At 68.5% G+C, this 26188-nt stretch carries 22 protein-coding genes; 9 read left to right on the top strand and 13 right to left on the bottom strand.

All coding sequences use genetic code 11. The features are described 5' to 3' along the window. Nucleotides 1–48 precede the first annotated feature (48 nt). Nucleotides 49–1209 (bottom strand): helix-turn-helix domain-containing protein, encoded by a 1161-nt coding sequence (locus tag OX958_RS34535; RefSeq protein WP_270134581.1) that lies wholly within the window; start codon nt 1207–1209, stop codon nt 49–51. A gap of 489 nt (nt 1210–1698) precedes the next feature. Between OX958_RS34535 and OX958_RS34540 the strand changes: the two genes are divergently transcribed. The 3 genes from OX958_RS34540 (at nt 1699) to OX958_RS34550 (ending at nt 3978) form a co-directional block, all read left to right on the top strand. After that, complete coding sequence (locus tag OX958_RS34540) at nt 1699–2577, top strand: hypothetical protein (protein ID WP_270134582.1); 879 nt, start codon at nt 1699–1701, stop codon at nt 2575–2577. A gap of 106 nt (nt 2578–2683) precedes the next feature. Then, entirely contained in the window at nt 2684–3226 is a 543-nt protein-coding gene (locus OX958_RS34545; RefSeq protein WP_270134584.1) for a GNAT family N-acetyltransferase, read from the top strand. Next, the gene (locus tag OX958_RS34550; protein WP_270134586.1) at nt 3226–3978 is read left to right on the top strand and encodes a class I SAM-dependent methyltransferase; all 753 of its coding nucleotides are present in this window, start codon (nt 3226–3228) and stop codon (nt 3976–3978) included. Before OX958_RS34545 ends, OX958_RS34550 begins: the two co-directional genes overlap by 1 nt. A 5-nt stretch (nt 3979–3983) precedes the next feature. Here OX958_RS34550 and OX958_RS34555 read toward each other — a convergent pair whose 3' ends face one another. Further along, the gene (locus OX958_RS34555) at nt 3984–4862 is read right to left on the bottom strand and encodes a class I SAM-dependent methyltransferase (RefSeq protein ID WP_270134587.1); all 879 of its coding nucleotides are present in this window, start codon (nt 4860–4862) and stop codon (nt 3984–3986) included. Between the two features lie 157 nt (nt 4863–5019). On the opposite strand from OX958_RS34555, the gene OX958_RS34560 reads away from it, so the two are divergent. Both OX958_RS34560 and OX958_RS34565 read left to right on the top strand, forming a co-directional pair. Further along, entirely contained in the window at nt 5020–6780 is a 1761-nt protein-coding gene (locus OX958_RS34560) for an ABC transporter transmembrane domain-containing protein (protein WP_270134588.1), read from the top strand. Beyond that, nucleotides 6780–8546 carry an ABC transporter ATP-binding protein gene (locus tag OX958_RS34565; protein ID WP_270134590.1) on the top strand — a complete coding sequence of 589 codons (1767 nt, stop codon included), beginning with the start codon at nt 6780–6782 and terminating at the stop codon, nt 8544–8546. The genes OX958_RS34560 and OX958_RS34565 overlap by 1 nt, the downstream gene beginning before the upstream one ends. A gap of 6 nt (nt 8547–8552) precedes the next feature. Here the strand turns inward: OX958_RS34565 and OX958_RS34570 are convergent, their stop codons facing one another. Together OX958_RS34570 and OX958_RS34575 are read right to left on the bottom strand one after the other, a co-directional pair. Continuing rightward, complete coding sequence (locus OX958_RS34570) at nt 8553–9779, bottom strand: RNA polymerase sigma factor (protein ID WP_270134591.1); 1227 nt, start codon at nt 9777–9779, stop codon at nt 8553–8555. After that, on the bottom strand, nt 9776–10099 hold the full coding sequence (locus tag OX958_RS34575; RefSeq protein ID WP_270134593.1) for a YciI family protein: 324 nt from the start codon (nt 10097–10099) through the stop codon (nt 9776–9778). Before OX958_RS34575 ends, OX958_RS34570 begins: the two co-directional genes overlap by 4 nt. 256 nt (nt 10100–10355) lie before the next feature. Between OX958_RS34575 and OX958_RS34580 the strand changes: the two genes are divergently transcribed. Both OX958_RS34580 and helR read left to right on the top strand, forming a co-directional pair. Continuing rightward, a complete protein-coding gene (locus tag OX958_RS34580) occupies nt 10356–11561 on the top strand; it encodes a glycosyltransferase (protein WP_270134594.1) in 1206 nt (401 codons plus the stop codon). Continuing rightward, nucleotides 11548–13734 (top strand): RNA polymerase recycling motor ATPase HelR, encoded by a 2187-nt coding sequence (gene helR / locus OX958_RS34585; RefSeq protein ID WP_442913237.1) that lies wholly within the window; start codon nt 11548–11550, stop codon nt 13732–13734. The genes OX958_RS34580 and helR overlap by 14 nt, the downstream gene beginning before the upstream one ends. Here the strand turns inward: helR and OX958_RS34590 are convergent. The 4 genes from OX958_RS34590 to OX958_RS34605 form a co-directional block, all read right to left on the bottom strand. Further along, the gene (locus tag OX958_RS34590) at nt 13715–14425 is read right to left on the bottom strand and encodes a phosphatase PAP2 family protein (RefSeq protein ID WP_270134596.1); all 711 of its coding nucleotides are present in this window, start codon (nt 14423–14425) and stop codon (nt 13715–13717) included. The two genes, helR and OX958_RS34590, sit on opposite strands and share 20 nt — an antisense overlap. After that, on the bottom strand, nt 14362–14994 hold the full coding sequence (locus tag OX958_RS34595) for a phosphatase PAP2 family protein (RefSeq protein ID WP_270134598.1): 633 nt from the start codon (nt 14992–14994) through the stop codon (nt 14362–14364). The genes OX958_RS34590 and OX958_RS34595 overlap by 64 nt, the downstream gene beginning before the upstream one ends. Nucleotides 14995–15110: 116 nt before the next feature. Beyond that, on the bottom strand, nt 15111–15899 hold the full coding sequence (locus tag OX958_RS34600; RefSeq protein WP_270134599.1) for an MBL fold metallo-hydrolase: 789 nt from the start codon (nt 15897–15899) through the stop codon (nt 15111–15113). Nucleotides 15900–15967: 68 nt separating this feature from the next. Beyond that, entirely contained in the window at nt 15968–16711 is a 744-nt protein-coding gene (locus OX958_RS34605; protein ID WP_270134600.1) for a nitroreductase/quinone reductase family protein, read from the bottom strand. A gap of 389 nt (nt 16712–17100) precedes the next feature. On the opposite strand from OX958_RS34605, the gene OX958_RS34610 reads away from it, so the two are divergent. After that, a complete protein-coding gene (locus OX958_RS34610; protein WP_270134601.1) occupies nt 17101–18024 on the top strand; it encodes a hypothetical protein in 924 nt (307 codons plus the stop codon). 60 nt (nt 18025–18084) lie between these two features. Here OX958_RS34610 and OX958_RS34615 read toward each other — a convergent pair whose 3' ends face one another. Beyond that, a complete protein-coding gene (locus OX958_RS34615; protein WP_270134603.1) occupies nt 18085–20934 on the bottom strand; it encodes a helix-turn-helix transcriptional regulator in 2850 nt (949 codons plus the stop codon). Then, on the bottom strand, nt 20934–21587 hold the full coding sequence (locus OX958_RS34620) for an MBL fold metallo-hydrolase (protein ID WP_270134604.1): 654 nt from the start codon (nt 21585–21587) through the stop codon (nt 20934–20936). Before OX958_RS34620 ends, OX958_RS34615 begins: the two co-directional genes overlap by 1 nt. Before the next feature lie 210 nt (nt 21588–21797). On the opposite strand from OX958_RS34620, the gene OX958_RS34625 reads away from it, so the two are divergent. Continuing rightward, nucleotides 21798–22370, top strand: coding sequence for a hypothetical protein (locus OX958_RS34625; RefSeq protein ID WP_270134605.1), 573 nt, complete (start codon nt 21798–21800; stop codon nt 22368–22370). A 550-nt stretch (nt 22371–22920) separates the two neighbouring features. Here the strand turns inward: OX958_RS34625 and OX958_RS34630 are convergent. From OX958_RS34630 to OX958_RS34640, 3 genes are read right to left on the bottom strand one after another with little or no spacing between them, the layout of a single operon-like run. Beyond that, entirely contained in the window at nt 22921–23826 is a 906-nt protein-coding gene (locus tag OX958_RS34630; RefSeq protein WP_270134607.1) for a carbohydrate ABC transporter permease, read from the bottom strand. Beyond that, entirely contained in the window at nt 23819–24763 is a 945-nt protein-coding gene (locus tag OX958_RS34635; protein ID WP_270134609.1) for a carbohydrate ABC transporter permease, read from the bottom strand. Before OX958_RS34635 ends, OX958_RS34630 begins: the two co-directional genes overlap by 8 nt. Further along, on the bottom strand, nt 24760–26037 hold the full coding sequence (locus OX958_RS34640; RefSeq protein WP_270134611.1) for an extracellular solute-binding protein: 1278 nt from the start codon (nt 26035–26037) through the stop codon (nt 24760–24762). Before OX958_RS34640 ends, OX958_RS34635 begins: the two co-directional genes overlap by 4 nt. Nucleotides 26038–26188: the final 151 nt, after the last annotated feature.

The raw sequence follows: 26188 nt of genomic DNA on the forward strand, positions 1-26188 counted from the left end.
TGAACCGCGGTTGCAGGATCTAACCGAATAGGCATGGCCGTGCAGGCCTCAGAGTGCCCGCAGGGCAGCTTCGAACTCCGATACGGGGCCTTCGCTGGGGAAGCGTAGGCGTAGCTCCTGCTCTAGTTCTCCGGCGATCATTCGCAGATGGACTTTGCTTTGGCGGCCGTCCTTGAGGCCGGTGAGGCCTAGGCTCACGGCTTGCTCGAGGTCGCCTTCGCGGCCTGCCACGATGCCGAGGGTGATGCGGCATTCGGAGACTCGCATGGGGCTCAGTACGTGGCCGTCGGGGGTGATGTTGTCGCTGATGACAGCGCGGGCGTACTGGCTGGCTAGGTCGTCGTCTCCGGCGATGCGGTGAACGTCCATCGCGTGGTAATCCCACTTGGCTGGGTCGATCTTGAAGTGGTTGTCGGGGCGGTCTGGGTACGGCAAGTGGTTGAGGATCTCTTTGCCGTTCTCGAGGACCGCCTCTAGATCGGACTCGCCGAGACGTGCTCTGGCCTTGGCCTCCTGGGCGATGAGCTGGACGTGCACGTTACTGCTCTGGGCCACGGCCTGGCCTCGTTGGGCGGCGTCGACGGCTTGGCGGAATCGGCCCTGCGTCAGGGCGAACCAGGCGGTCATTTCGTGGCCCCAGCCGGCGATCTCTGGATGGCCGGCCTCTAGGCCTAGCTGCATGGCAGCGGTTCTCGTGGACTCGGCGGCCGTACGCATACCTACGTCGTACTCGACGCATCCGGCTAGCAGGGCAAGCCAACCCCCAGCCACCAGAAGGTCCGCGTGCGCTTTCAGCCCCACTGGGCGACGTAAGAGACCTGCCACGTGTTGAAGCCAGCTATGTGCATCCTGGCGCAGCTCCAAGGCATCGCGATGGTTGTACTGGCAGCACAGCTCTTCGACCGTTGAATGCAGGCTCTCCAGAGTTCCTGCCGTGGTGTCGCTTGCTTGCATCCGCTGGATGAGTTCCGCGGTTTGCCACGGCGTTTGGTCGAGCTTGGAGACTGTGTCGCCTCTGGCTGCCGCTATCAGTTCGCCCTTGGCCCGCAGTACCTCGTCACAGACACGGGCCAGATCCTCGCTCGGGATCTTCCGGCCGTTCTCCAGATTCGACAGATAGGACCGGTGGTGGTGCGTGGCTTTGCTGAGGTCGGCCAGGGACCGACCTCGGTGTTGCCGGTACTCCCTCAGCCGGTCTCCGAAGGTCACCTTGTCCAGTGTCTCCCACGGGTTTTATGCCTGCATCCTGAGCACCGGGGATACGCGGGAACTGGTGAGATCACGCGCTGTGATTGCCAAGCTGAATCCATGAACGAGACCCGTACAGGGCGCGAGGTGGCTGGACGACTAGACGGCGAGGCGCGGAGTTTGCTGGACGGCTGACTCCGTGCTGAACGGCCGGGACCTGGACGACCGGCTCATCGAACAACTGGTCACCCTGGGTCCGATGCTTCCGACCGTCCGAGGTTGGCTCGACCTCGATGCGCGAGTCGGCGTCTGGAGCAGCTGGTCGAGCATTTCCGGATCCGGTGGCCGGCGACCCGAGCGTGTTCACGGGCACAAGCACGTGCCGGTCGACGTGTCGTCACTGCCTCGGTCGGTGAGGGCGCGGTACGGGTGAGGTACGGGCAGCGGGATGTCAGGGCGGGGGCCGAGGATGGCGTGTCAATTGCCCGATCCCGATAGAGGAGCCTCTCGATGCGTAAACCCTTCCTGGCCGCCGCTGCGACGGCGCTCGCTGTGGCCGTGACCGGACTCGTCGTGGTGAACCAGCCGGCGGGGGCGGCCCTTGGCGACGTACCCAAGGACTGCCAGGTCTCGACGGCGGCGTACCGCTCCGACGGTCAGCGGCTGACCTACACGTACAACGGTGGGCTGGTCGGGACCAAGGCGTATGCCGGGGACAAGCTTCGCTGGGTGCCGTCGGCCCTCCAGCAGATCGGCGGCTCGGGTGACGACACGTCGTTCCGCAGCACCGAATTCGCCGTACATCCGACCGATGGCTACCTCTACCGGGTGAGTCGCCGGGGCGAGTTGGTCGACGGTGCGTGGAGGGTTCCCGAGGTCGGCGTTACCCGGCTCGAGGCAGGCTTCGGCGCGACCCGGGTTCTCGCCTACGGGTACCCGTACCTGTATCGGGTCACTGGCAGTGCGCTCTACCGCTACACGGTCGATCCGTCGACCGGCGTACCGGCCGCGGCGGTGCGGCTGGCGACCACCGGTTGGAGCGGAGTCAACAGTTTGGTCTACGAGCGCACCGCCGGTACGGGCGCCGGCGCGGTGGACGTGTTGATCGGCACCGACACGGGTGGGCAGCTCAAGGAGTGGAAGATCAACCGCGCCACGCCCACCCAAGTCACCGCGAAGGCGCTGCGACTGAGTGGCTGGTCCGCGTTCACGAGTCTCAGTACCGGCTTCTGTGCGGACCACCCGGCCGGTCGCCCGCTGCTCGCGATCACCGCGGCGGGGAGCGCCTCGGTCCAGTTCGACGCCAACATGTCCGACGGCCTCGGCACCGACATCAAAGGCGGCTCCCTGGGCGCACTCGGCTGGACCGCGCGCGCCTACGGCCAGTAAAGCTCACCCTGCGACCTTCTCTGGAGAGCTCTTTCGTGCGTAGAAACATCCTGGCAGAGCCTGAATTCCGTTGCCTGGCAGTTGGTGTGCGGCTAGCGTCCGGCGCATGACCCCGACCCTGCGGACCGCGCGACTGCTGCTTACGCCGTACGTGCCGGCCGATGAGGACGACTTTGTGGCGCTCTTCCAGGACAGCAGGGTTTCGCGGTGGATGGGGGACGGGCCGGAGAGCGAGGCTGAGGATCGGGCAATGTTCGGGCGGGTGTTCACGAAGGTGTACGCGCTGAACAGGTTCGATGTGTGGGCTGTGCGGCTGGATGGCGCGTTCGTGGGGCATGCCGAGATCAAGCCGGCCAAGGTTGTGGAGGGGTGGGAGCTCGTCTACGCGTTGGCGGAGTCGGCCTGGGGGCAGGGTTTGGGGACCGAGCTGGCTGAGGCGATCGTTGACTACGGGTTCGCCGAGCTCGGGCTGGCCGAGGTGCATGCGACGGTGGCTGAGCCGAACGTTGCCTCGATCGGGTTGCTGAAGAAGATCGGGTTTCGGCACGTCCGGGATATCGAGGAGGACGGCGGTACGGTCGTCGTTCTCACCAGGACGAAGGCCGACGCGCCTGACGACCAGCGGCCCAGCGCGTCAGGAGGCGCTTGATGGGTGAGGAGTTCTACTCGCACGCGAGGCTTTACGACCTGATGTTCCCCGGCGGCGGGCCTGTGGTCGACTTCTACCGGGACAACGCCGAGCGGCAGGGCGGCAGCGTGCTGGAGCTCGGGTGTGGCACCGGAAACAAGTTGATTCCCCTTGCGGCCGATGGGCGTCCGTGTGTCGGCCTGGACTTCTCGTCGGAGATGCTGGCTGAGGCCGAGCGGAAGGCGAGTGAGCGTGGTGTCGCGGTGGAGTGGGTGCGGGGCGACATGCGGGAGTTCGAGTTGGGGCGCACCTTCGACTTCGTCTTCATCACCGCCAATTCCCTGCTGCATCTGCACGAGGCCAGCCAGCTGGTGAGTTGCTTTCGGGCGGTTCGCAGACATCTGGCGCCGGGCGGGCGGTTCGTCTTCGATGTGTTCAACCCGAGTATGGGGATGCTGGCGGCGGCCGATGGCGTACGGCGTACCCGGGACGCGTTGTCGTTCGTCGATCCTGATCGTGGCAACGTGAGGGTCGAAGTTGCCGAGGTGTACGACGCGGCCGCGCAGGTTACCCGCGGGACGTGGTACCTCTCGACCGACTCCGAGCCTGACTTCGTCGTTGCGCCGCTCGAGCTGAGGAGCATCTTTCCGCAGGAGCTGCCGCTGCTCCTCTCGCTCGGCGGCCTGCGGCTCGTCGAGCGCTTCGGCGACTGGTCCGGTCGACCGTTCACCGCGAACGCGCAGGTTCAGCTCTGCATCTGTGAGTCCGCGTGAGCGGCCTACTTCAGGGCCGCGATGACTCGCATGGAGCCGCTGGTGACCCGAATTTTCCGGTCACGAAGTAGGCGCGTCCGCTCGACCGGTGGGATCAGGCGGGAGACCGGGTGCAGGAGTTCGCGGAGGCGAGTCGTGACGAAGGGCAGGGCGTAGTACTGGTAGGCGCTGTCGATCGCGGTGACCTCGAACGAAGTGCGGCGGAGCAGTTCGGTGATCGTGGCCGGGTCGTAGTAGCTGACGTGTTCGGGGATCTTGAAGGAGACCCAGCGGGAGCCGGAGACGCGGGACAGCAGGCTCTTGATGTTGGGGGTCACCATCACGACCAGGCCGCCGGGGTTGAGCAACCGGCTCGCGCTGCGGAGGAAGGCGGCCGGATCGGTGACGTGCTCGATCAGGTGTGAGGCGAAGATGACGTCGTACTTCTCGCCCTGGATCTCGGGCACCTCCTCGACCAGACCGCAGAACACCCGGCCCGGGTAGCGCTCGTCCGCGAACTTGACCGCCGAGGGCGACAGATCGACGCCGTACGCGTCGTAGCCGGCGTCGAGGGCGGCCTTCAGGAAATACCCGTAGCCGCAGCCGACCTCGAGGATCCTGCCCTTCGGCACGAACTCGCCGATCCGGCGGACGTCCTCACGGAAGGTGGCCAGATACTCCTCCTCCTGGCTCTCGTACTGCGAGTAGCCGGAGCCCTCGCCGCCGAAGTACGACTCTTCCTCGTAGAGCGCGCGCAACGTCTCGGGCGTGGGCGTCGGCACCAGCTGCACCAGACCGCACTGCGGGCAATCCTCGATGCTGTAGCCGTCCTTGGCGCCTCGCGGCCGGAATGGCCCAGCGGTGGCGCACAGGATGCAGACCACTTCGGCCGGCGCTTCGGTCATTGATCAATCCCGCCTCTGCTCACGTTCGGACAACGTGAGATCGAGACGCTACCGGGTTCGGGGTTCGCTGTCGCGATCTCGCGACAGGGTCGGACTGCAGGTTGTTGCGAGGGGGCCGCGTTGACCCTCGTCGAGCAGTCAACGTAGGTTTCCAGGGGTGCCCACGGCAACCGATTCGGTGACCGCGCAGTACGGCGTACCCGGGGCCGCGGCGTTGCGCAGCCCGCAGCGGTACCTGCTCTGGCTGGTCGCCCGGCAGCGTGGACGGGCCGCGCTGGGAGCGTTTCTCAGCATCGTCTGGATGGTCAGCCTCGCTCTGACCCCGTACCTGCTGGGCCGAGCCACCGACGACGGGCTGCGCCGGGGAGGACTGGAGCCGCTCCTGCCGTGGATCGGTGTACTACTCGCCGTCGGAGCGCTGACCGCCTTCGTCGCGATCATGCGGCATCGCACGATGACCAGGGTGCGGCTCGATGCCGCCTATCGCACGGTTCACGCCGTGGTCGTGCACTCGACGACGCTCGGCAACGAGCTGAGCCGCAGGACCACCACCGGCGAGATCGCGACCATCGGGATGACCGACGCCTGGGTGATCAGCAATACCCTGACCGTCGTCGGTCCGGGGGTCGGCGCGATCGTCGCCACCGTGGTGGTCGCGTTTCTGCTGTTCGCCCAGTCACCCCTGCTGGCCGCCGTCGTACTGCTGGGGCTTCCCCTGGTCGTCGTGCTGATCGGGCCGATCCTCGGCCGGCTGCAGCGTCGCGCGACGGTGTACCGCGAGCGGCAGGGCCGGCTGACCGCGCGCATGGTCGACGTCGTTCAGGGCCTGCACGTGCTGAACGGCGTGGGCGGCAAACCGATCTTCTCGAGTCGCTATCAGCAGGGCTCGAGCGAGCTTCGCGACGAGGGCTACCGGGTCGCCTCGATCGCAAGCTGGATTCCGGCCATCGCCGTCGGCGCCCCGGTCGTCTTTCTGGCCGGGGTCACCTGGCTGGCCGCGCGGATGGTCGCCGACGGGGACCTCTCGGTCGGTGGCCTGGTCGGCGCTTACGGCTACGTCGCTTTCCTCGTCGTACCGCTGGCCACGCTGATCGAGAGCGCGACGGACATCAACCAGGGGCTGGTCGCCGCGCGGCGGGTGGTGAGCTTCCTGTCCGCCGCCCCCACTGCCCCGCCGGCCAACCATGAGGCTGGGCCGGTCGCTGGGACAGCGGCGTTGCACGATCCGGACTCTGGCGTGACGCTCCGGCCCGGGAGCTTCACCGCGATCGCCAGCGCTCTCCCCGTCGATGCGTTGACCATTGTCGATCGGCTGGGCGGCTTCAGCCCTTCTGAGGTCACGTGGGGAGGTCAGCGTCTTGCGGCGATCGAGCCGGCCGAGGTGAGGCAGCGGATCCTGGTGGCGGACAACGGAGCCGATCTCTTTGCCGGCCCGCTTCGCGAGGTGGTGTCCGGCCGGTTCGACCGGGACGACGCACAGCTGGTCAGTGCACTGCACACGGCCGCGGCGGAAGACATCCTGACGGCCGCCCCCGAAGGCCTGGCAACCGCGATTGCCCCGCAAGGGCGGAACTTCTCCGGTGGCCAGCGGCAACGTATCCGGCTGGCCCGCGCGGTCGCGGCGGAACCGGAGATCCTGCTGGCCTCCGAACCGACCTCGGCCGTGGACGCGTACACCGAAACGGTCATCGCGCAGCGGTTGCGAGCCGCCCGTACCGGCCTGACCACCTTGGTGACGACCACCTCGCCGGCCGTCCTCGACGTCGCCGACATCGTGTACTTCGTGGTCGACGGGAAGGTCACTGCCCAGGGAACGCATCACGAGTTGCTGGACGGCGTACCGGGCTATCAGCTGCTGGTCTCGCGCGCTCTCGGTGAGTCCGGACCCGACGAGAGCCCCACGTCAGGACGCAGCTGATGGCCGACGACCTGACTCTCCCCGACGGCCACCTCCCGGTCGCGACGAAGCGGCAGACCTGGCGAGCAGGGCTCGAGCTGATCCGTCTCGCCCGCCGGACCTTCGCGCTGATGGTGCTGCTGAACGTGCTGGCCACCGTGGCCGGGCTCGGCGGCCCCTGGCTGCTCGGCAAGATCATCGACACGGTAGTCAACGGCCGAGGTGATCAGCGGATCGACCTGCTGGCGCTGCTGATCGTGGTCTGTGCGCTGCTGCAGCTCGTGCTCACGCGGTACGCCCGGAACGTCGGTGCGCGATTCGGCGAGCGGACGTCGGCGCAGGTTCGCGAGCAGTTCCTCCACCGAGTACTGCGCCTGCCGGCCGCCGTCGCCGAGCGGGTGCCGACCGGCGACATCACCTCCCGGGCGTCGACCGACGTGAATGCGGTCGCGTTGACCCTGCGCGACGCCGTTCCCGACGTCTTGATCGCCGTCGTCCAGACCTTGTTCATCTTCGTCGCGGTCTTCGCCATCGACCCGTTGATGGGCGCCTGCGCCGTGATCGGGCTGTCGGGCATCTGGTTCGCCGGCCGGTGGTACCTGGCCAGAGCCCGGACGGCGTATCTCGAAGCAGGGGCTGCGAGCTCGTCGTTGACCGAAGTACTCACCGCCACCGTCAACGGCAGCCGCACGGTCGAGGCCTTCGGGCTCCAGGAGCGCCGGCTGCGGGCGAGCGTCGAGGCGATCGAGCACTCCCGCACCACCCGGCTGCGCACGCTGACCCTGCGCAGCGTGCTGTTCCCGGTCGTCGACTTCTCGTACGTGCTGCCGCTGGTCGGCGTCCTGCTCATCGGCGGCGCCCTGTACGGCGGCGGCCGGATCAGCCTCGGCGCGGTCATCGCCGCCGTCTTCTACCTCCGCCAGCTGTCCGGGCCGCTGGACGTGCTGGAGTGGCAGATCGACCAGATCCAGAGCGCGGCAGCGTCCTTCGCCCGGCTGGAGGGGATCGAGACGGTCGCCCGGCCGGTCTCGGCGAACACGGCCACGCCGACGGACGACCAGATCGAGGTGGACGACGTCTGCTTCGCCTACCCCGGTGGCCCCGACGTGCTGACCGCGGTCAGCCTCCGGGTCCAGCCGGGCGAGCACCTCGCCGTCGTCGGGCTCTCCGGCGCCGGGAAGTCCACTCTGGGCCGCCTGCTGACCGGCGTCGAGCAGCCGCGGACCGGCAGCGTCACGGTGGGCGGCGTACCGGTCGCCGAGCTACCACCCGAACAACTCCGTGAGCAGATCATCCTAGTCACGCAGGACCACCATGTCTTCGCCGAGTCGGTCCGCGACAACCTGTTGATCGCAAAGCCGACGGCAACCGACGAGGACCTCCGAGCCGCGCTGGAGGCCGTCGGGGCGACCTGGGTCGCTGACCTGTCCGACGGTCTGGACACGGTCCTCGGCGATGGCGGCCTGGCCCTGGAAACCTCACATGCACAGCAGATCGCCCTCGCGCGAGTTATCCTCGCCGACCCGCACACGGTCGTCCTGGACGAGGCGACCTCGATGCTGGATCCGAGCACGGCTCGCCACGTCGAGCGCGCCCTCGCGGTGATCCTGGACGGCCGAACGGTGCTGGCGATCGCCCATCGCATGCACACTTCCCACGACGCGGACCGGGTCGCCGTGATGGAGGCGGGCCGCATCATCGAGATCGGCTCACATCGTGAACTCCTCAAGGCCGACGGCGCCTACGCCGCGCTGTGGCGGTCCTGGCACGGCGACTCCCCGGACTGACCTGCGTCAGGCCAGCTGGTCGCGGCGACGGGTCAAGTAGGCAGTTTCGGCGGTGTTACCGGCCAAGGCGATCGCCGCGTCGTACGCCGTACGCGAGTCCTGGCTGCGCCCCAGCCGGCGGAGCAGGTCGGCGCGCGTCGCGTGATAGGCGTGATAGCCGGCCAGCTTGCCGTCGAGTCGGTCGACGATGGCCAGCGCCACCTCCGGTCCGTCCAGCTCCGCCACCGCGATGGCGCGGTTGAGGGCGACGATCGGCGACGGATCGAGCTGAGCCAATTGGTTGTACAGAGCAACAACTTGCGACCAGTCGGTCTCGCTGACCGTGCGGGCGTAGGTGTGCACGGCGTTGATCGCGGCGAGCAACTGGTAACGCCCCGGCGGTACGCCGGCAGCCAGCCGCTCGCGGACCAGGTAGTGGCCTTCAGCAATCAGCTCCCGGTCCCACGAACCACGGTCCTGCTCGACCAGCGTGACCAGCTCGCCGGTCGCCGAGATCCGTGCGGACCGACGGGCCTCGGTGAGCAGCATCAGGGCCAGCAGCCCCGCCACCTCACCGTCCCCCGGCAGCAGCGCGCGGATCAGACGGGTGAGCCGGATCGCCTCGGCGGTCAGTTCGTGCCGGACGGGATCGGTGTCGGGGCCGGTCGCCAGGTAACCCTCGTTGAAAACCAGGAAGAGCACCGAGAGGACCCCGGAGACGCGGGTCGGCAGATCCTCCGCGGACGGCACCCGGTACGGGATGCGGGCGGCCTTGATCTTGCCTTTCGCGCGAGTGATCCGCTGCCCCATCGCGGTCTCCTGCACCAGGAAGGCCCGCGCGATCTCGGCGACCGTCAGACCGCCGACCATCCGCAGCGTCAGCGCCATCCGGGTCTCCATCGCGAGCGCCGGATGACAACAGGTGAAGATCAGCCGCAGCCGCTCGTCCTCGATCGCGCCCAGAGGCTCGGGCGGATCGTCGTCGTACGCCATCTGAGCCTCCTTCTGCTTGCCGTCCCGCTTGCTCTCCCGCCGGATCCGGTCGATCGCCTTGCGGTTGGCGGTGGTGGTCAGCCAGGCCCCAGGATTCGGCGGTACGCCGTCCGCGGGCCACCGCTCGACGGCGATCGCGAACGCCTCGGCCGCGGCGTCCTCCGCGATGTCGAGGTCACCGAACCGCCTGGTCAGGGACGCGACCACCCGCGCCCACTCCTCGTGGTGCGCCTGGCTGATCGCCTGCCCAGCGTCGATCACAGGAACGGCCGGACCTCGACCCTCCGGTTACAGGCCTTCGAGCCGTCCGTCGCGAGCCTCAGCGCGACGTCGAAGTCAGGCGCCTCGAACACCCAGAAGCCGGCCAGGTACTCCTTCGACTCCAGGAACGGCCCGTCGGTCATCACCGCGTTTCCGTCCCGGTTGTCGACCACGGTCGCCGCGCTGGGCGCCGCGAGGCCGCCGGCGAAGACCCAGTACCCATCGGCCTGGGCCTGCTCGTTGAACGCGTCGACGGCAGCCCTCTCGTCCGAGGTGGCGGAGTTGGTCCTGTCGTCGATCACCGAGACCAGATACTGCATGCTTTTCTCCCGTGCTCTGGGGCGCTCTCGTCAGCAGCCACTCACCAGTACCACGAACCGCGCGGCGCCGATCCGACACCGCCGGCCGCACCGGGCTGGATCAGCGCGGAGTTCAGGGCATAAAAAAAGCGGAAGGAGGCCGAGCACCTCTTTCCACTCCTAATTTATAGCGCACCCCGGGGCTTGCCGCAAGGCCCGGTTCGTGCCGGAGAATCACTCGCCGTAGCCAAGATTTCCACGAAACGGGGAGCGATTGATGCGGGTGTTTCTGTCGACGTACGGGTCACGGGGAGACGTCGAACCGGTACTGGCGCTGGCCTTGGAGCTGCAGCGGAGCGGGGCCGAGGTCACGGTGTGCGCACCGCCGGACTTCGCCGGGCTGCTGGCCGGGTTCGGCGTACCGATGGTGCCGCTGGGCCGGTCCGCGGAGGCATTGACCAAGGCCGCGCCGCCGCCGTCGTCCATTCCGGAGCACGCGGCCGAACTGATTGCCGCCCAGTTCGAGGTGGTCAGCGAGGCAGCGAGCGGGTACGACGTACTCGTGGCGACCGGCATGGTGCCGGCCGCGGCGGGCGCGCTGTCGGTGGCCGAACTGCTGGGCCTCCGCTCGGTGTCGGTGACCTTCCAGCAACTCACGCTCCCGTCGCCGACCCACCGGCCCCTCGCGTTTCCGGGCCGGCCGTTCCCACCGGACGTGACCGACAGCCGAACGCTCTGGGATCTCGATGCCGAGAGCAACAACGTGTTGTTCGCCGAGGCACTCAACCGACGCCGGACGAAGCACGGTCTGCTGCCCGTGGACAACATCCGCGACTACGTGATCGGCGATCAACCGTGGCTGGCGACCGACCCGCTGCTCGATCCGTGGCAGGAGTCGACGGCGTTCGACGTCGTCCAGACCGGGGCCTGGATCCTGCCGGATCAGCGTCCCCTTCCGGACGATCTCGCCGAGTTCCTGGCGGCCGGGGACGCGCCGGTGTTCGTGGGCTTCGGCAGCATGCCCATGCACTCCTCGGCCGACGCCGCCCGGGTCGCCATCGAGGCCGTTCGGGCGCAAGGTCGCCGGACGATTCTTCGCCGCGGCTGGGCCAACCTGGCTCTGATCGACGATCAGGACGACTGCTTCGCGGTGGACGAGATCAACCAGCAGAAACTCTTCGGCCACGTCGCCGCTGTCGTGCACCACGGTGGCGCGGGCACGACAATGACCACCACCAGAGCCGGTACGCCGCAAGTCGTGGTGCCGCAGGCGGCCGACCAGCCGTACTGGGCGGGTCGCGTGGCCGAGCTGGGCATCGGCGCCGCGCATGACGGCCCGGCGCTGACTTTCGAGTCGCCGTCGGCCGCCTTGGAGACCGCCCTCGCCCCCGCGACCGGCGTACGGGCGAAGGAAGTGGCCGGTTTGATCCGGACCGACGGAACCGCAGTGGCCGCGAAGCTGCTGCTCGATGGGAGCCGCTGACGTGAACCCCTTGACCACCAGTGCTTTCGACCTCCCCAGCAACCTCGACGCCAAGGCTGATCCGGCCCTCATCGCCGGTGACGAGCAGCATTTCGCGGCGATCGCGACCAGCCTCGAGCAGTCGATCGCCGACCTGTCCGAGCGCCTCGACGAAGCACGCCGGGCCCCTGGTGGCAGCGGCCAGGAGGCGCTCGACCGTGACCTCGAGGTGCACCGGCTGACTGCTCGGCTTCGTGCCCTGCGCCGCTTCGGACTGGACCTTTGCCTCGGGCACATGGTCGGCGCGGACGACGCCGAACCCCTCTACGTCGGGCGCCTCGGCCTCACCGACACCGAGGGACGCCGGCTGCTCATCGACTGGCGCTCCCCCGCGGCCGAGCCGTTCTTCGGCGCGACTCACGCCAACCCGATGGGTCTCGCCAGCCGCCGCCGGTACCGCTGGACCCGCGGCCGGATCACCGACTACTGGGACGAGATCTTCACCGAGGACGGGTTCGAGGGGCACGCGGCAGCGCTCGACGACCAGTCCGCCTTCATCGCCAGCCTGGGCAGCAACCGGTCACCCCGGATGCGCGACGTCCTCGGCACCATCCAGGCCGACCAGGACGCGATCATCCGCGCCGGTTCCCGCGGCGCGCTCGTGGTCGACGGCGGCCCTGGCACCGGCAAGACGGTGGTCGCCCTGCACCGCACCGCCTATCTCCTGTACTCCGATCCGCGACTGGGCGACCGGCGTGGCGGCGTACTGTTCGTCGGTCCTCACCAGCCCTACCTGGCCTACGTCTCGGACGTCCTTCCCAGCCTCGGCGAGGAAGGCGTGCAGACCTGCACCCTGCGGGATCTTCTGCCTGAGGGTGCGTCGGCGCCTGACGAGGCAGATCCGGAAGTCGCTGTGCTCAAGTCGTCCGGGGACCTGGTGAAGGCGATCGAACCGGCCGTCAGGTTGTACGAGGAGGCGCCCACCAAGGGCATGACGGTCGAGACTCACTGGGCCGATGTCTGGCTCAGTGCCGCCGACTGGGCCGAGGCCTTCGGGTCGGCCGACGCCACCACGCCGCACAACGAAGCGCGCGACCCGGTGTGGGACGAGTTGCTCACGATCCTGCTGGACAAACACGAGGAGGCGTACGAGGACGACGACCTCTCACCCGAACTGGTCCGCAAGTCCTTGCAGCAGAACGAGGAGCTGGCCGACGCGTTCGGCAAGGCCTGGCCGCTGATCGAGCCGACCGACCTCGTCGGCGACCTCTGGTCGGTGCCTGCGTATCTGCGGATGTGCGCGCCCTGGCTCAGTCCTGACGAAGTCAAGAAGCTGCAGCGAGCCGATCCGCAGGCCTGGACGGCGTCGGACCTGCCGCTCCTGGACGCCGCGCGTCAGCGCCTCGGCGACCCGGAAGCGTCGCGGCGGAAGCGTCGGCAGGCGGCTGCCGCAGCCGTGGAACGGGAGCGGATGGCAGCCGTCATCGACCACATCATCGAGGCCGACGACGACAACGAGGGCTGGATACCGATGCTCCGCGGGAAGGACCTGCAGGAGTCCCTGGTCGACACCACCGCGCTGCCCGCCGCGGACCCGGACCTGCTCGCCGGCCCGTTCGCGCACATCGTGGTCGACGAGGCGCAGGAACTGACCGACGCCGAGTGGCAGATGCTGCTGCTGCGGTGCCCGTCCCGCAGTTTCACGATCGTCGGGGACCGCGCGCAGGCCCGGCACGGCTTCACCGAGACCTGGCAGGAGCGTCTCGAGCGGGTCGGACTCGACCGGGTGAACCTGGCCTCGCTGACCATCAACTACCGCACGCCCGAGGAGGTCATGACGGAGGCCGAGCCGGTCATCCGCGCTGTACTGCCCGACGCCAACGTCCCGACCTCCATCCGTGCGAGCGGCGTACCGGTGGTGCAAGGCCCGGTGACCGACCTGCAGGCGATCCTCGACACCTGGCTCGCGGAGCATGCCGAGGGCATCGCCTGTGTCATCGGGGACCCGGCCTTCGAGGACGGGCCCCGCGTCCGCTCACTGACGCCCGAACTGACCAAGGGGCTGGAGTTCGACCTGGTCGTCCTGATCGACCCCGACTCCTTCGGCGACGGCATCGAGGGAGCGGTGGACCGCTACGTCGCGATGACGCGGGCGACCCAGCAACTCGTCGTCCTCACGCCCGGCCGGGACTGAGGATCGCCGATCCCGAGCGGCCGCCGATCGTGCGGCCGCTTCGGGCTCGGTGCCGGTACCAGGCGTAGGCGAGGAGGGCGCAGACGGCGCCGTTCAGCAGGCCCGCGGTGATGTCGGAGAGGTGGTGCATCCCCCGGTAGACGCGGGCGAAGGCGACCAGCAGCGGCATCGTCAGACAGGCGATGATCGTCAGGGTGCGCAGCCAGCTGCGGCGGATCATCAGGGCCAGCAGGGCGAAGGCGACGTACAGGCCGGTGGAGGCGCCGACATGACCGCTGGGATAGCTGGCGGTCGGTGGGGACGGGTCGAGCTTCTCGACCGGTGGGCGGTCGCGATCGACCACCTTGGCGGCGATCAGGAAAATCAGGCCCTGCATGGCGATCGCGAGGGCCGGTACTGCGGCCAGCCGCCAGTCGCGGGTGCGCCAGAGCAGGATCGCCACCACCAGGACGCACATGCCGATCACGAACTCGGTGTTGCCGACGTGCGACCAGACCTGGGTGATCGTGTTCCAGCTGCCGGTCCGGTCGGCCGCGAGGTCCTTGTTGATCGACTCCTCCGACCTGGCCACCTCGTCCAGTGGACCGCGCAGCGCGAACCCGCCGCCGATGATGCAACCGCCGAGAGCTACGCCTGGTGCGACGGCCCGGGCGAGGAGATCGCCGCCGTCCTGCCGATGAAACCGATCCATGATGAGAACACGATCCCTACGCCGAGGATGAATCCCGCCACCACGTCGGACGGGAAGTGCGCCCCGATGAACACCCGGTCGAGCGCGACCGCGACGACCGCCACGGCGGCCAGCCCGATCGCGACCTTCCGGCCGGTCCTCGAGAGCAACGGCCACAACAGGAACACCATCACGGTGGTAGCCACGGTGATGTTCAGTTCATGACCTGAAGGAAACGAGTACCCCTCGGCATGCGGCACCCCGTCGTCGACGATCGGCCGGGCCCGGTGGACGACGATCTTGGCCAGCGCGCCGATGCTCCAGCTCACCATCATGGTGACGAGCGCCCACAGCGCCCGCGCCTTCAGTCCCTTGGACCGCCAGACCCACAGCGTGACGGCCACCGCGACGACGTACACGACGACCGGCTGACTGATCGCCTCCAGCACGGTCAGCGCCGGCACCAGCCCATGGCTGACGCTGAACCCGGTGGCGGCCTTGATCGCCGACTCGTCGGCCCTGATCAGCGGATCGAACTGCTGCCGGACGGCGAACCCCAGCAACAGCACGGGCAGCGCGAACACCGCCATCGCCCCGACACCTCGCAGCAGCCGCCAGCTCCGAGTTCGAGTTACGGCCACCGTGTCAGAGCCCCGAGTCGTCATCAGCAAGCAGTGCCCTTGAACGCGTCGGCTGAAACCCGGGGTCAGTCCGCGACCCACTCGGTCGCCGCGTTCACCTTGCCGGTGGTCAGGGACGGGAAGTGGGCGCCGACGCCGGGAGTGGTTCTGAGTTGCTGCCACAGGGAGCGGCGGGTGCGGTCGGCGGTGGGGGCGTCGACGTCGCCGAAGGAGTGCCAGGTGGGTTCGGCGAGCTGGATCGGGCAGGTGATCGCGTCGCCGAGGAGGAGCAGGGATTCGTTGCCTGAGGCAAGGGAGACGCAGAGGTGGCCGGGAGTGTGGCCGGGGGTGAGTACGGCGGTGACGCCGGGGGTGACGACGGCGTGCTGGGTCAGGGAGTGCTGGCGGGACCGGTGGGTGAGGAAGCCGTCGCGGAGGTGCGGGCGGATGTCGCCGGGGCCGGTGACGAAGTACTCGAAGTCGGCGGCGCCGTACCAGAGTTCGGCGTTCGGGAAGACCGGCTCGGCGGCCAGGTCGAAGAGCCAGCCGATGTGGTCGGTGTGGAAGTGGGTGATGACGACGTCGGTGATGTCGGCGGCGCCGACCCCGAGCGCGCCGAGGCCGGCGAAGAGCTGACCGCCGACCAGCCGCATCCCGTGCGGCAGCTCGTCCTGGTCCGGTCCCATCCCAGCGTCGACCAGGATCGTCCGGTCGCCGGCGCGGACCAGGAAACAGCCGATCGGCATCCAGGCGAGGTGGTCGCGCGCGAAGAACTCCGGTCGCGCGCCGGCCGGTACGTCGGCCCCGAAGTACTTCGGGTGCACGGTGAAGGTCCCGTCACTGATCGCGTCCACCCGGATTCCACCGACCTGCATCCGTTCCTCCTCCGGTTGATCCCCGGAACCAATCACAACAGCTCCGGGGATCAACCGGTACTACGAGGTCAGCCGGCCAGCAGCGGCAGCAACTGTTCCTCCTCGCGATCGAGGTGCTGGAGCAGGGCTTCGATCAGGCGATCCAGCTCGACCAGGAGATCCGCCGGGGCTGCCGTGGTGGCCAGGCTCTCCAGCGAGGTCAGCAGGGTCGCGATCGACTCGTGTTCGGCTTGCAGGGTGGCGATCGTGCCGGCCGCCTCGGGGTACTGGTCGAGGAGCGCGGGGAACAGGGCCGTGGACTCCCCGGTGTGGTGGTTGTGCAGGCCGTGGCAGAGCTTCAGGCAGTTGATCCGGAGCTGGGCGCCGAGAGTCGCGGTGGAACCGGTGGAGACGACTTCCTTGCGGATCAGCGTCAGCTCGTGCCGGAAGGCGTCATGGACCTTCCGGAGGTAGTCGGCGAAGGAGCCTGCCCCTGGCGGCCCGCCGGCCGTTTCGGTCAGGGCGACCACCGGAATGATCCGGGTGGTGCCGGCCTGGTACCTGCCCCACCCTGGGTCGGCCTCGACCAGCCTGTCGAAGATCTCGTCGCGCTCGGCGTCCCGCAGTACGACGGCGTCGGCTTCGTAGGTGAAGACCCCGGTCTCGACGCTGACCCGGGGGTTGGCGAGCAGGTTGTGGTACCAGTCGGGATGCTTGGGTCCGCCGCCGGCCGAGCCGACGACGAGGAGGCGGTCCGTGGTGTCGGGGTAGTACCCGAGGACCGCCGTGTGGGGCTTACCGGAGCGGGCTCCGGTGGTGGTGAGGAGCAACAACCGCGCGCCGTCGAACGGGCCGCCGACGCGACCGGCGTTGGCGCGGAACTCCTCGATGAGTTGCTGGGTGAAATCGTTCAGGGTTCTCTGCTTTCTGGCTGAAGAAGGACATTCAGGACTCAGGAAGAACAGAGAAGAAGGAGGGGCCCGTGCGGCCCCACCGGCGCTCAGAACGCAGCCGGATGCCTATCTGATGAATGGCTCGAGGCCGACCCGGCAGTCACGCGCTCAGAGTACCGCCCGCTCCGGCGCGGCGGTACTCATTTACCCCCCAGAACCCCCAGGCCCACAGATGAGGGGTCGACCCTCATGCCCTCAGCTGCTCCAGCGACCAGAGTTGTCACTACCGAGCCACACCGACGAACCAAAACCCGGGGGTATCACCGAATATGAAGCGCTACAGCCTCTCTCTGCTCGCCGGCCTCACCGCCGCCGCGGCCATCTTCCCGGCCACCGCCGCGAACGCGGCTGAGCAACTTCCGCTGGCCCCGCTCTGCGCCGAGCAGAAGGACGTCACCGGCCCGCAGTACGCCGTGAACCTCTGCGACGTGGCCGACGCCGACCAGTTCCGCACCAACCTGGCGGCCAAGGGCGGCAGCCACTGCGGACCCACGTCGCTCTACAACGCGATGTACTACCTCGGCGAGCACAAGGGGCTGCCGATGCGGGTCACGCCGAACGGTCAGCTGATGACGGAGTACGACCCCGGCGTACCGGCCGACTACGACGAGGTGACGGCCTGGCTCGGCTGGCTCGGCTACAAGGCCGGCATGGGGCCGAAAGGCGGCGGCTCGAGCGCCGCGGAGAACAGGGCCGCGTTCGACGCCGCCACGGTCGGAGCGAAGGCCGCCGGCTGGACCGTCAACCGCGGCGGCATCGGCACCGACAACACCCCGGAGTTCGGGCTGGAGATCGCCAAGCGGCTGCGGCACGCTCCCGTGCAGATCTGGTACGGCCGCTACAAGAAGAACGCCGACAACACGCTGAGCCGGGACGGCGGCCACGCGGTCACCGTGGTCTCCGCCAAGGGCGACGTTGCCTCGGGCAAGGTCGAACTGCTGCTGCACGACCCGGCTCGCTCCGACGACCACAAGTCGGCCGGCTACCTGGACACGCAGTCGGCGCCCCGCACGGAGAAGGTGACGCTGTACCGGATGGCCATCGCGGTCAAGTCCGTGCCGACGGACCCGAACGAGCAGCCGACCGTCACGCAGCGCACCTACTGGCGGCTGATGGGTGAGAACTACATCGGCGACTCGTTCCCGTTCGTCGAGGCGCTGAACTGGTTCGAGGCGGCCCCGCCGGTCGGCTGAAGCTGACGCGAGACCCGAGTTCGAGCGGCCCCTGGAGGGAGGGGCCGCTCGAACTGTGTCCTAGGTCAGTGCTCGGGCCAGCTCACGCCGGCCGGTGATACCCAGCTTCACGTAGATGCGGCCCAAGTGGTTCTCGACCGTCTTGGGTGACACGAAGAGCTCGTGGGCGATGTCCCGGTTGGTTCGGCCGCTCACTGCGAGCCCAGCCACCCGCCGCTCGCTGGCAGTCAGCGAGTCCTGGCCCGACGAGGTCAGGGTCCGCGGCCGATCTCCCAACGCCTGCAGGGCTTCCGCGGCTCTCTGCCTCACCACTGTCGAACCGCAGCTTGCCGCGAGCTCGCCACCTCGGGCCAACGCCTCCCGAGCATCAGTACGCCGGCCGAGAACGCGGTACGCCTCCCCGAGGTCGACCAGAGCCTTGGCCAGCTCCAGCCGCGCCGGCGAGCCTTCCAGTACTACGACGGCTTCCTCCAGCGTCGTGACCCGTCGAGCCCCTTGGCCCACGTCGACCTTGGCAGTGAGCCGCAGGGCAGCCCCCAAGTCAGACGCGGCTCCCCACCGCCTGGCAAGGTCCAGCTGATCGCTAGCCAGCTCACGGGCCTCCGCGACCGACTCCTCCGAGCCGAGCCGCAGCAGGGCCCAAGCGGCCGGAGTACGCCAGGGCACTGCTGGTGGGTCGACCTGCGCGGCGGCCATCTCGTCCCGCAAGCGGTAGGCATGCTCCAAGGCCGCAACCGGATCGTCCTGCTCCAGTGCGATTCGTGCGCGAACCTCGTGCAACCACATCGCCGGGATCACCCGCGGCGTACCGGCAGTCTGCTCGTCGAAGTCGGCGAGCAGTGCCACCGCCGTGGCGAGGTCGCCGCGATCGAGGGCGGCGTACGCACCGAAGTTCACCGCCGTCACCCGCAGCGCGATCACCTGGGGCGACAGCTCCTCCGACGCCACGGCAGCCAGGACGGCATCCGCGTCCGCCTCCATCGCGGCGATGTCGCCACAGCGCCAGGCCAGGAAGTCCTCCACATTGGAGACCATGCAGAACTCGAGCGGCGAGCCGTTGCGGCGGACCCATTCCTGCGCCCGCGCGATCTCTTCCCTGGCCGGCCCGACGCCGTCGGCCGCGATCAGCGACATCATCGCGAGCAGCCAGCCGACCAGCGTGTCGGACTGACCGGCCGTGTCCGTGAACAAGGCGCCATTCCGCAACGCCCGCTCGGCAGTACGCCGTACGTCGGCCGACGGGCTGACCTCGTAGCGCCCGCACTGCGCGAGCAGAGCCAGCAGGGCACGCTCGTCCGGCGTATCGCCCGGCAGCTCGGCGAATCCCCGCAGGTGTTCCGAGGCCTTCTTCCGCTCGCTCGGCAGGTAGGACCGGATGATCCCGAGCCGCGCCTCCAGCGTCAGGCGCTCCGGCCCGTTCGGCCAGCCATCGAGCGTCTCCGTCAACTCGGCGACAGCCGCCAGCGGACCGTCCAGTGTGGCCGTCGCGGTCGCCGCGGCACCCAGCAAAGCAGCACGTCCCTGTACGCCGGTCGCACGCGCCGCGGCCCGTAGGTGTTCCCGCGCGGCCGCGGCGTCGCCGGAACGGAGGAGCGTGTGGCCGAGCTGCGCCTGAACCCCTGCATCCGTGGGGTTTCCCTCGAAGGCTCGATGCAGATAGCCGGCCGCGGTTCCGGGATCGCCGGCCGCGAGCGACGCCGTCGCCGCACGCCGGAGAATCTCCGTTGCATTAGGCAACGTTCCCGTCGGCGCGTTGACCAGGTGGGCGGCGATCCGGTCGGCCGACGCATGCTCGGCCGCCAGTACTTCGGCCGCTCTGGCATGCAGGGCGGCCTTCTCGAACGGCCCGAGCGCCGAGCGCATCGACTCCCGGATCACCGGATGGATGAAGCTGAGCTGATCGGCGCCCGAGGCAACGATATTCGCCGAGACCAGCGCCTGAACCGCCTTGGGCAGCGTCTCTTCGGGCAACTGCGCGACGGAACCGGCGAGCCAGACATCGGCTCTGGCGCCGAGGATCGCCAGCGCTCCGGCGAGCTGCAACGCGTCCGGATCGAGCCGGCCGAGCATCGTCCGGGAGACCGTGCTCGAACCGAGCCCGGCGACCGCCTCCGCCGTCGCCGGGTCGGCGACGGAACGATCCTGCGCCCGCAACTCGTCCAGCAAAGACTCGGCCAGGAAGGGATTCCCGCCGCTGGCGGCGAGGACCGCATCCACCACGGGCTCAGCCGGGACCGTGCCCCAGGTGCCATTCGGGTCGCCGACGGCAGCCGCCCGGTCGCTGGTCAGGTGGGCGATGCCTTCCCGGCTCAGCGGGCGCGGCAGCAGTCTCTCCACCTGCCGCGAGACGGACAGCTCGGCCAGCGGGCCGTGCCGGTCCGTCGGCGGCCGAGTGGCGACGATCAGCGCGATCGGGAGGTCACCGACCCGCTTGGACAGATAGGAAAGGAACCGCAGCGACGGCAGATCGGACCACTGGGCGTCGTCCACGGTGATCAGCAGAGGCCGCGGCGAGGCGAGATCGACGGCTACCCACCACAGGGCGTGCATGGTGCGGGCGACCTCGGCGTCCCCGGCGTCGGGGGTCGCCTTGTCCAGCGCTTCCAGGGCTCGCCCGGACGGACCGGCGAGGATCGCCTCGCGGATCGCACCGGAGTACCGGGAGATGGATCGCTCCACCATCTGGCGAACGACGCTCCAGGCCATCGCGCTCTCGAGTTCGTCACCGGTCGCCTGCATCCGGACGAAGCCACGCTCCTTGGCCAGCGCCCGGGCCTCGTCGACGAGCCGGGTCTTGCCGATCCCGGCCTCGCCCTCGATCACGACGACCTTGCCCTCGCCCTCCTTGGCGGCATCGAGCGCCGCCGCGATCCGGCCGAGCTCACCGGGTCGCTCCAGGGTGCTGCTCATCAGGTCCGCTCAGCGCGGGGCAGCGCCGCGACGACCCGGGCCAGCTTGTCCGGATCGCGCAGCGGCGGGCCGTGGCCGAAGAGGGCCAGCGCGGGCCGCAGCTCGGCCAGCCGGCGCATCGACTCGTAGTTGCGCCGAACGTCCACGGTCAAGAACTTCCACGGCTGCGACACCCGGGGCAGCCGGAAGAAGACGTCTCCGCACAACAGGGTGCGGTCGGCCTCGCGCCACAACGCGATGTGACCGGGCGAGTGCCCCGGCACGTCGAGCACGGTGAAACTGCCGACGGTGTCGCCCTCGACCAGCCCACGGGCGACAGGGTGCGCCGGCGGCATCTTCGAGCGCGACATCAAGGCAGGAATCCGCCCCGGACCGACCACCGGAGTAGCGGTCTCGATCGCCTCGGCGTCCAGCGCCCCCGTCCACAGCGGCAGACCGAGCGTCTCGCAGACCACATGACTGGAGCCGAAGTGGTCAGGATGCGCGTGCGTCACCACATGCGCGCCGACCTGACGGCCGCGCAACTGCCGCAGGATCCGTCGCGCGGCGGCCGGCGTACCGGCGTCGACCAGGACGTCGTCGACCAGATACGCGTTGATGAAATGCGGCGGCCGGCCCAGCAACTGCTCGACACCCTCGGTTAGCCCCCGCACGAGGCGAATCATATACGCGGCGTGTGCCACCGATAGCCCCTCGCGGCGAGTGCAAGAACACTCGACAACTGCCGTGCCGCTCCGGCGCGACCTCAGAGATCTCACGCTCTGTAACGCTTTCAGGATTCGAACGATGAAGGGAGTGGCAGCTGATCTTGAGGGGGACGGCGCCCGCGCCGTTGAGGCGCATCGCAGCAGGGGGGATCTCGTATGTCCAATTATCCGCAGTACGGCGTGCCGGCTGGACCGCCACCATCAGCACCGCCGGAGGTCTGGTGGAAATCTCGGCAGATCATCGGCGGCGTGGCGTTGCTCGTCGGCGCTGCCCTGGGAGGCGCGATCGCCGGGGGTGGAGCTGATGCAACGGCCGCCGCGACTTCGACGACTGCCGGGAAACCGGCACCGACCGTGACGGTCAGCGTTCCTGCTGACAAGGCGCCGGCCGAAAGCGCACCGGCCGCGGAAGTGACGGTCACGGCGCCCGCGCCGCCCGCCAGAACCGTCCAGGTGCCGGGCCCGGTCAAGACCGTGACGGCGCCGCCACCCGGACCGGCCGCCGCGATCGACGAAGACGGCATGTGGCTGGTCGGCACAGACATCAAGCCCGGGACGTATCGCAGTTCCTCAGAAGGCTCCTGCTACTGGGCCCGGCTGAAGAACACGAACAGCGAACTCGACTCCATCCTCGCCAACGGCAACGGCGGGAACCAGTTGGTCACCGTCAAGAAGACCGACAAGGCGCTCGAGTCCGCTCGGTGTGCGCCCTGGACGCGAATCAGGTGAGGTCGGCGAGTACGCCGTAGTGGTCGCTGAGCCAGCGGGCGCTCACGGGGGTGGCGCCGATCAGCTGGGTCGAGCGGATCGGCGCCAGGGTGAGGATGTAGTCGATCCGGCGGCGGTGGTCGGGGTCGCCGAGCAGCTTGGCGACCTCGAGGGCCGCGACCGGGTTGTCGACCGTCCAGGTGTAGCCGGGTCCGTCGGTGGTTCGCGGCCAGGCGTCGTCGTAGTACCGGGTCAGCCGGGTTGCGGGGCAATCCGAAGTACCGGATTTTCCGATCTTTTGTCACGGAGAGTCAGGTCGCGGGTCCGGCCGGTAGTGGAATTGCGGCGAGAAGACCCTGCGGGCGCAAGAAGTGCGGGAATTCGGGGGAATTGTGGAGAAAACTGTAACGGACCTCGGGTTGTGACGATAAATGGTTGAGCGGTCCTGGTCTTGAGGGGGGCAAGTGGACGCTCCGGCGCTTCTTCGGGATCGCCGGTGAAAGTGGAGGGGGCCCCAGCAGGTGCTCGCCCGGGGCGGGGTGAGCACCTGCAGAGGGGATTCCCAGGGCGGTCAGCCCTTGATGCCCACGCTCGCCATTCCTTCGACGAAGCGCTTCTGGGCGAAGACGAACATCACGATCATCGGCAACGTGGCCAGCGCCGTACCGGCCATCAGGTAGGGCCACTGGACCTCGGCCGGGTTCTGGGCGAAGATCGCCAGCCCCAGTTGCAGCGGCCGCATCTCGTCCGACGTGGTGATCATCAGGGGCCAGAGGAAGGCGTTCCAGGCAGCCTCGATCTGGAACACGCAGATCGTGATCAGGGCCGGCTTGACCAGCGGCGTCATGATCCGCCAGAAGATGCCGAACTCACCGAGACCGTCGACCCTGGCCGCCTGCGCCAGCTCGCTCGGGATCGAGACGTAGAACTGCCGGGCCAGGAAGGTGAACAGCGGCGCGGCGCCGAGCGGGATGATCAGGCCCCACCAGGAGTTGAGCCAGCCGATCCCGCCCTGGCCGAGGATGTTGTTGCCGCCGAACAACGGGATCGACTTCACGATCAGGAACAGCGGCACCAGGATGATCTGGAACGGCACCAGCAGCAGCAGGATGAAGTAGTTCAGCAGCGCCTTCGAGCCGCGGATCGGCAGCTTGGCCAGCGCGTAGCCGGCCGTCGTACAGACCGCGAGGGTGAAGGCCGTCTCGCCGACCGCGATGATCAGGCTGTTGCGGAAGTAGCGCAGGAACGGCGCCGTCTGCATCGCCTCGACGAAGTTCTGCCAGCGCAGTTCGGCCGGCAGCCAGGAGAACTTGGCGATCTCCAGGTCGCTCTTGAACGCGGTCAGCACCATCCAGATGAACGGGGTGATCATCACCAGCGCGCCCAGCGTCAGCGCGACGTACAGCAGTACCCGGCCGGGCCGCAGCCCCGGCGGCTTCGAGCCGACGATCGGACCGGTCATCGTTGCGCTAGTCATTGACATCCGCCTTCTGGAGCAGGCGTCCGAGGCCGATGAAGACAGCGATCAGGAGCATCAGGATCACCGTCTCGGCGGACGCGAAACCGAGTCGCAGGTCCTGGAACGCGTTCTGGTAGATGTCGAGCACCAGCACCATGGTCTCGGTCCCGGGCCCGCCGTCGGTCATCACGTAGACGAGGTCGAACACCTGGAAGGTACCGACGATCGAGGTGACCAGGACGAAGAACTGCACCGGGCCGAGGGCCGGCCAGGTGACGTTGACGAAGCGCTGCCACCGGTTCGCGCCGTCCAGCGCGGACGACTCCAGCAGATCGCGGGACACCCCTTGCAGGGCGGCCAGGTAGATGATGATCTTCGTGCCGAGGCCCTGCCAGATGCCGACCACCATCAGCGACGGCAGTGCCGTGTCGGGATTCGACAGCCACTGGCTCGGCGCGAAACCGAAGAGGCTGAGGAAGCCGTTGGCCAGGCCCGATCCGGGGTTGTAGATCCACAGCCAGATGGTGGCGATCGCGACGGTCGCGGTCACCGTCGGCACGTAGAAGGCCGTCCGGAAGAAGCCGAGGCCGCGGATCTTCTGGTTCAGGCCCATCGCGATCGCGAGCGAGATCGCCATCGAGACCGGGATGACCACGACGGCGTACGTGACCGTGTTGAGGAAGGCGGCGCGGAAGTTCTCGTCGCGGAACAGCACCGAGTAGTTCTCGAAGCCGACCCAGGACCAGGAGTCACCGAAGCTGTAGTCGGTGAAGCTGAGCGCGACCGCGAAGATGATCGGGATCACCAGGAAGATTCCCGAGTGCAGCAGCGCGGGCGCGAGCAGCAACCAGCCGGTCCGGACCTGACTGCGGATCAGTTTGCGGCCGTCCTTGGCCGGCGGGACACGGCGCGGACCGGCGACGGCGGGGGTGGGTCGTTCCAGCGTGGCGCTCATCGCGACTGTCCTGACAGGTTGGCCAGCGTCTTGGCGGGATCCTTCTGCCCCAGGACGGCCTGGGTGAGCTGGGTGTCGAAGTTGCCGCGCATCTCCAGCCAGTTGGCCGATCCGCCCTCGTAGATGGCGAGTTCGAGGCCCTCGGCAACGAATTTGCTGAGCGGGTTCGACTGGGCCTGCGGGGACTCGCCCGCGCCCTTGTACGCCGGGATCTTCTTGTTCAGCTTGGCCATCGCGTCCACCGAGGCCGGCTTGGTCAGCGACTGGATGAAGCTCCAGGCCGCGTCCTTGTGCCGGGCGCGGGAGCCGATCGAGGCCAGGTCGCCGCCGACGAACTGGACCTCCTTGCCGCTGTCGAACCGGAAGAACCGCAAATCGTCGCAGTTGGCCTTGCCGATGCCCTTCTCGGAGCAGTCGACGGCACCGCCGGTGATGCCCATCGCGGCCTCACCGGTGTAGACCAGCGGCTGCTGGGCGGCGTTGCGCTGACCGTAGACCTGGACGTTGTTGACCATCGACTTGATCCACTCCAACGTCTCCACTCCCTTGGCGTTGCTGTAGTTCGGCTGCCCGTCGAGGTAGAGCGGCGTCCCGGTGGAGGCGAGCAGGGTGGTGTAGGTCTGCCGGAAGCTGGTCGGAGCCGCCAGGTCGAACCCACTGCGGGTGATCGTCCCGTTGGCGTTCCGCTTGGTCAGCTTCTCGGCGGCGACCTTCAGCTCGGCCATGCTCTTCGGCGGCTTGTCCGGATCCAGCCCCGCCTCCCTGAACGCGCTGACCCGGAGCGCGACCGCCCGGGCGTCGGCGATCACGGGATAGGCGTAGAGCTTGTCCTCGTACGTCGCGGCCGGGACCATCGCCCCGATGCTCTTCTCCTGGATCACCTCGGGCGTGACGCCGTACGGACCGAGGTCGGCGAACAGCCGTTTCGACGCGAACGTCTGCACCCAGCCGACGCCGGTGACCATCACGTCGTACGGGATGCCGGCCGCGATCGAGGTGGAGATCTTCTCGTTCAGGTTGCTGTACGTCGCGAAGTCGGGCTCGACCTTCATCTTCGGATAGGTCTGCCGGAAGTCGGCGACGACCTTGTCGAACTCCTCGCGCCCCTTGTTGCTGGGCGGGAACGACGGGACCAGCACCCGCAACGTCCCGGTCGCCTCGGCCGGGGGCACGCCGTCCGTGCTCTTGTCGATCACCCCGTTGCCACAACTACTGGCGGCCAGGCCGAGCACCGCGGCCAGCACCACCAATCCACTCCGGGCACCACGTCTCACAGGGGAACTCCTTCGCTGCCGAGCGGGGCCCGCGCCCGTCGTGTGACGACCAGACCACCAAGTGCAGCGAAAGTATGAGGAAAGGGCTTTCCCGTCAAGACCCCAGCGCTCGAATGATCAATTTCGATCAGTTACGGAACAAGGCTGATCA

This window comes from Kribbella sp. CA-293567 (assembly GCF_027627575.1).
Lineage (GTDB): Bacteria > Actinomycetota > Actinomycetes > Propionibacteriales > Kribbellaceae > Kribbella.

Excerpts from the sequence above, each read along its gene's own strand:
- OX958_RS34540 (WP_270134582.1), top strand. The coding sequence starts at position 1,699 with ATGCGTAAACCCTTCCTGGCCGCCGCTGCGACGGCGCTCGCTGTGGCC.
- OX958_RS34545 (WP_270134584.1), top strand. The coding sequence starts at position 2,684 with ATGACCCCGACCCTGCGGACCGCGCGACTGCTGCTTACGCCGTACGTG.
- OX958_RS34550 (WP_270134586.1), top strand. The coding sequence starts at position 3,226 with ATGGGTGAGGAGTTCTACTCGCACGCGAGGCTTTACGACCTGATGTTC.
- OX958_RS34555 (WP_270134587.1), bottom strand. The coding sequence starts at position 4,862 with ATGACCGAAGCGCCGGCCGAAGTGGTCTGCATCCTGTGCGCCACCGCT.
- OX958_RS34565 (WP_270134590.1), top strand. The coding sequence starts at position 6,780 with ATGGCCGACGACCTGACTCTCCCCGACGGCCACCTCCCGGTCGCGACG.
- OX958_RS34575 (WP_270134593.1), bottom strand. The coding sequence starts at position 10,099 with ATGCAGTATCTGGTCTCGGTGATCGACGACAGGACCAACTCCGCCACC.
- OX958_RS34580 (WP_270134594.1), top strand. The coding sequence starts at position 10,356 with ATGCGGGTGTTTCTGTCGACGTACGGGTCACGGGGAGACGTCGAACCG.
- helR (WP_442913237.1), top strand. The coding sequence starts at position 11,548 with ATGGGAGCCGCTGACGTGAACCCCTTGACCACCAGTGCTTTCGACCTC.
- OX958_RS34590 (WP_270134596.1), bottom strand. The coding sequence starts at position 14,425 with ATGGATCGGTTTCATCGGCAGGACGGCGGCGATCTCCTCGCCCGGGCC.
- OX958_RS34595 (WP_270134598.1), bottom strand. The coding sequence starts at position 14,994 with ATGGCGGTGTTCGCGCTGCCCGTGCTGTTGCTGGGGTTCGCCGTCCGG.
- OX958_RS34600 (WP_270134599.1), bottom strand. The coding sequence starts at position 15,899 with ATGCAGGTCGGTGGAATCCGGGTGGACGCGATCAGTGACGGGACCTTC.
- OX958_RS34610 (WP_270134601.1), top strand. The coding sequence starts at position 17,101 with ATGAAGCGCTACAGCCTCTCTCTGCTCGCCGGCCTCACCGCCGCCGCG.
- OX958_RS34615 (WP_270134603.1), bottom strand. The coding sequence starts at position 20,934 with ATGAGCAGCACCCTGGAGCGACCCGGTGAGCTCGGCCGGATCGCGGCG.
- OX958_RS34625 (WP_270134605.1), top strand. The coding sequence starts at position 21,798 with ATGTCCAATTATCCGCAGTACGGCGTGCCGGCTGGACCGCCACCATCA.
- OX958_RS34630 (WP_270134607.1), bottom strand. The coding sequence starts at position 23,826 with ATGACTAGCGCAACGATGACCGGTCCGATCGTCGGCTCGAAGCCGCCG.
- OX958_RS34635 (WP_270134609.1), bottom strand. The coding sequence starts at position 24,763 with ATGAGCGCCACGCTGGAACGACCCACCCCCGCCGTCGCCGGTCCGCGC.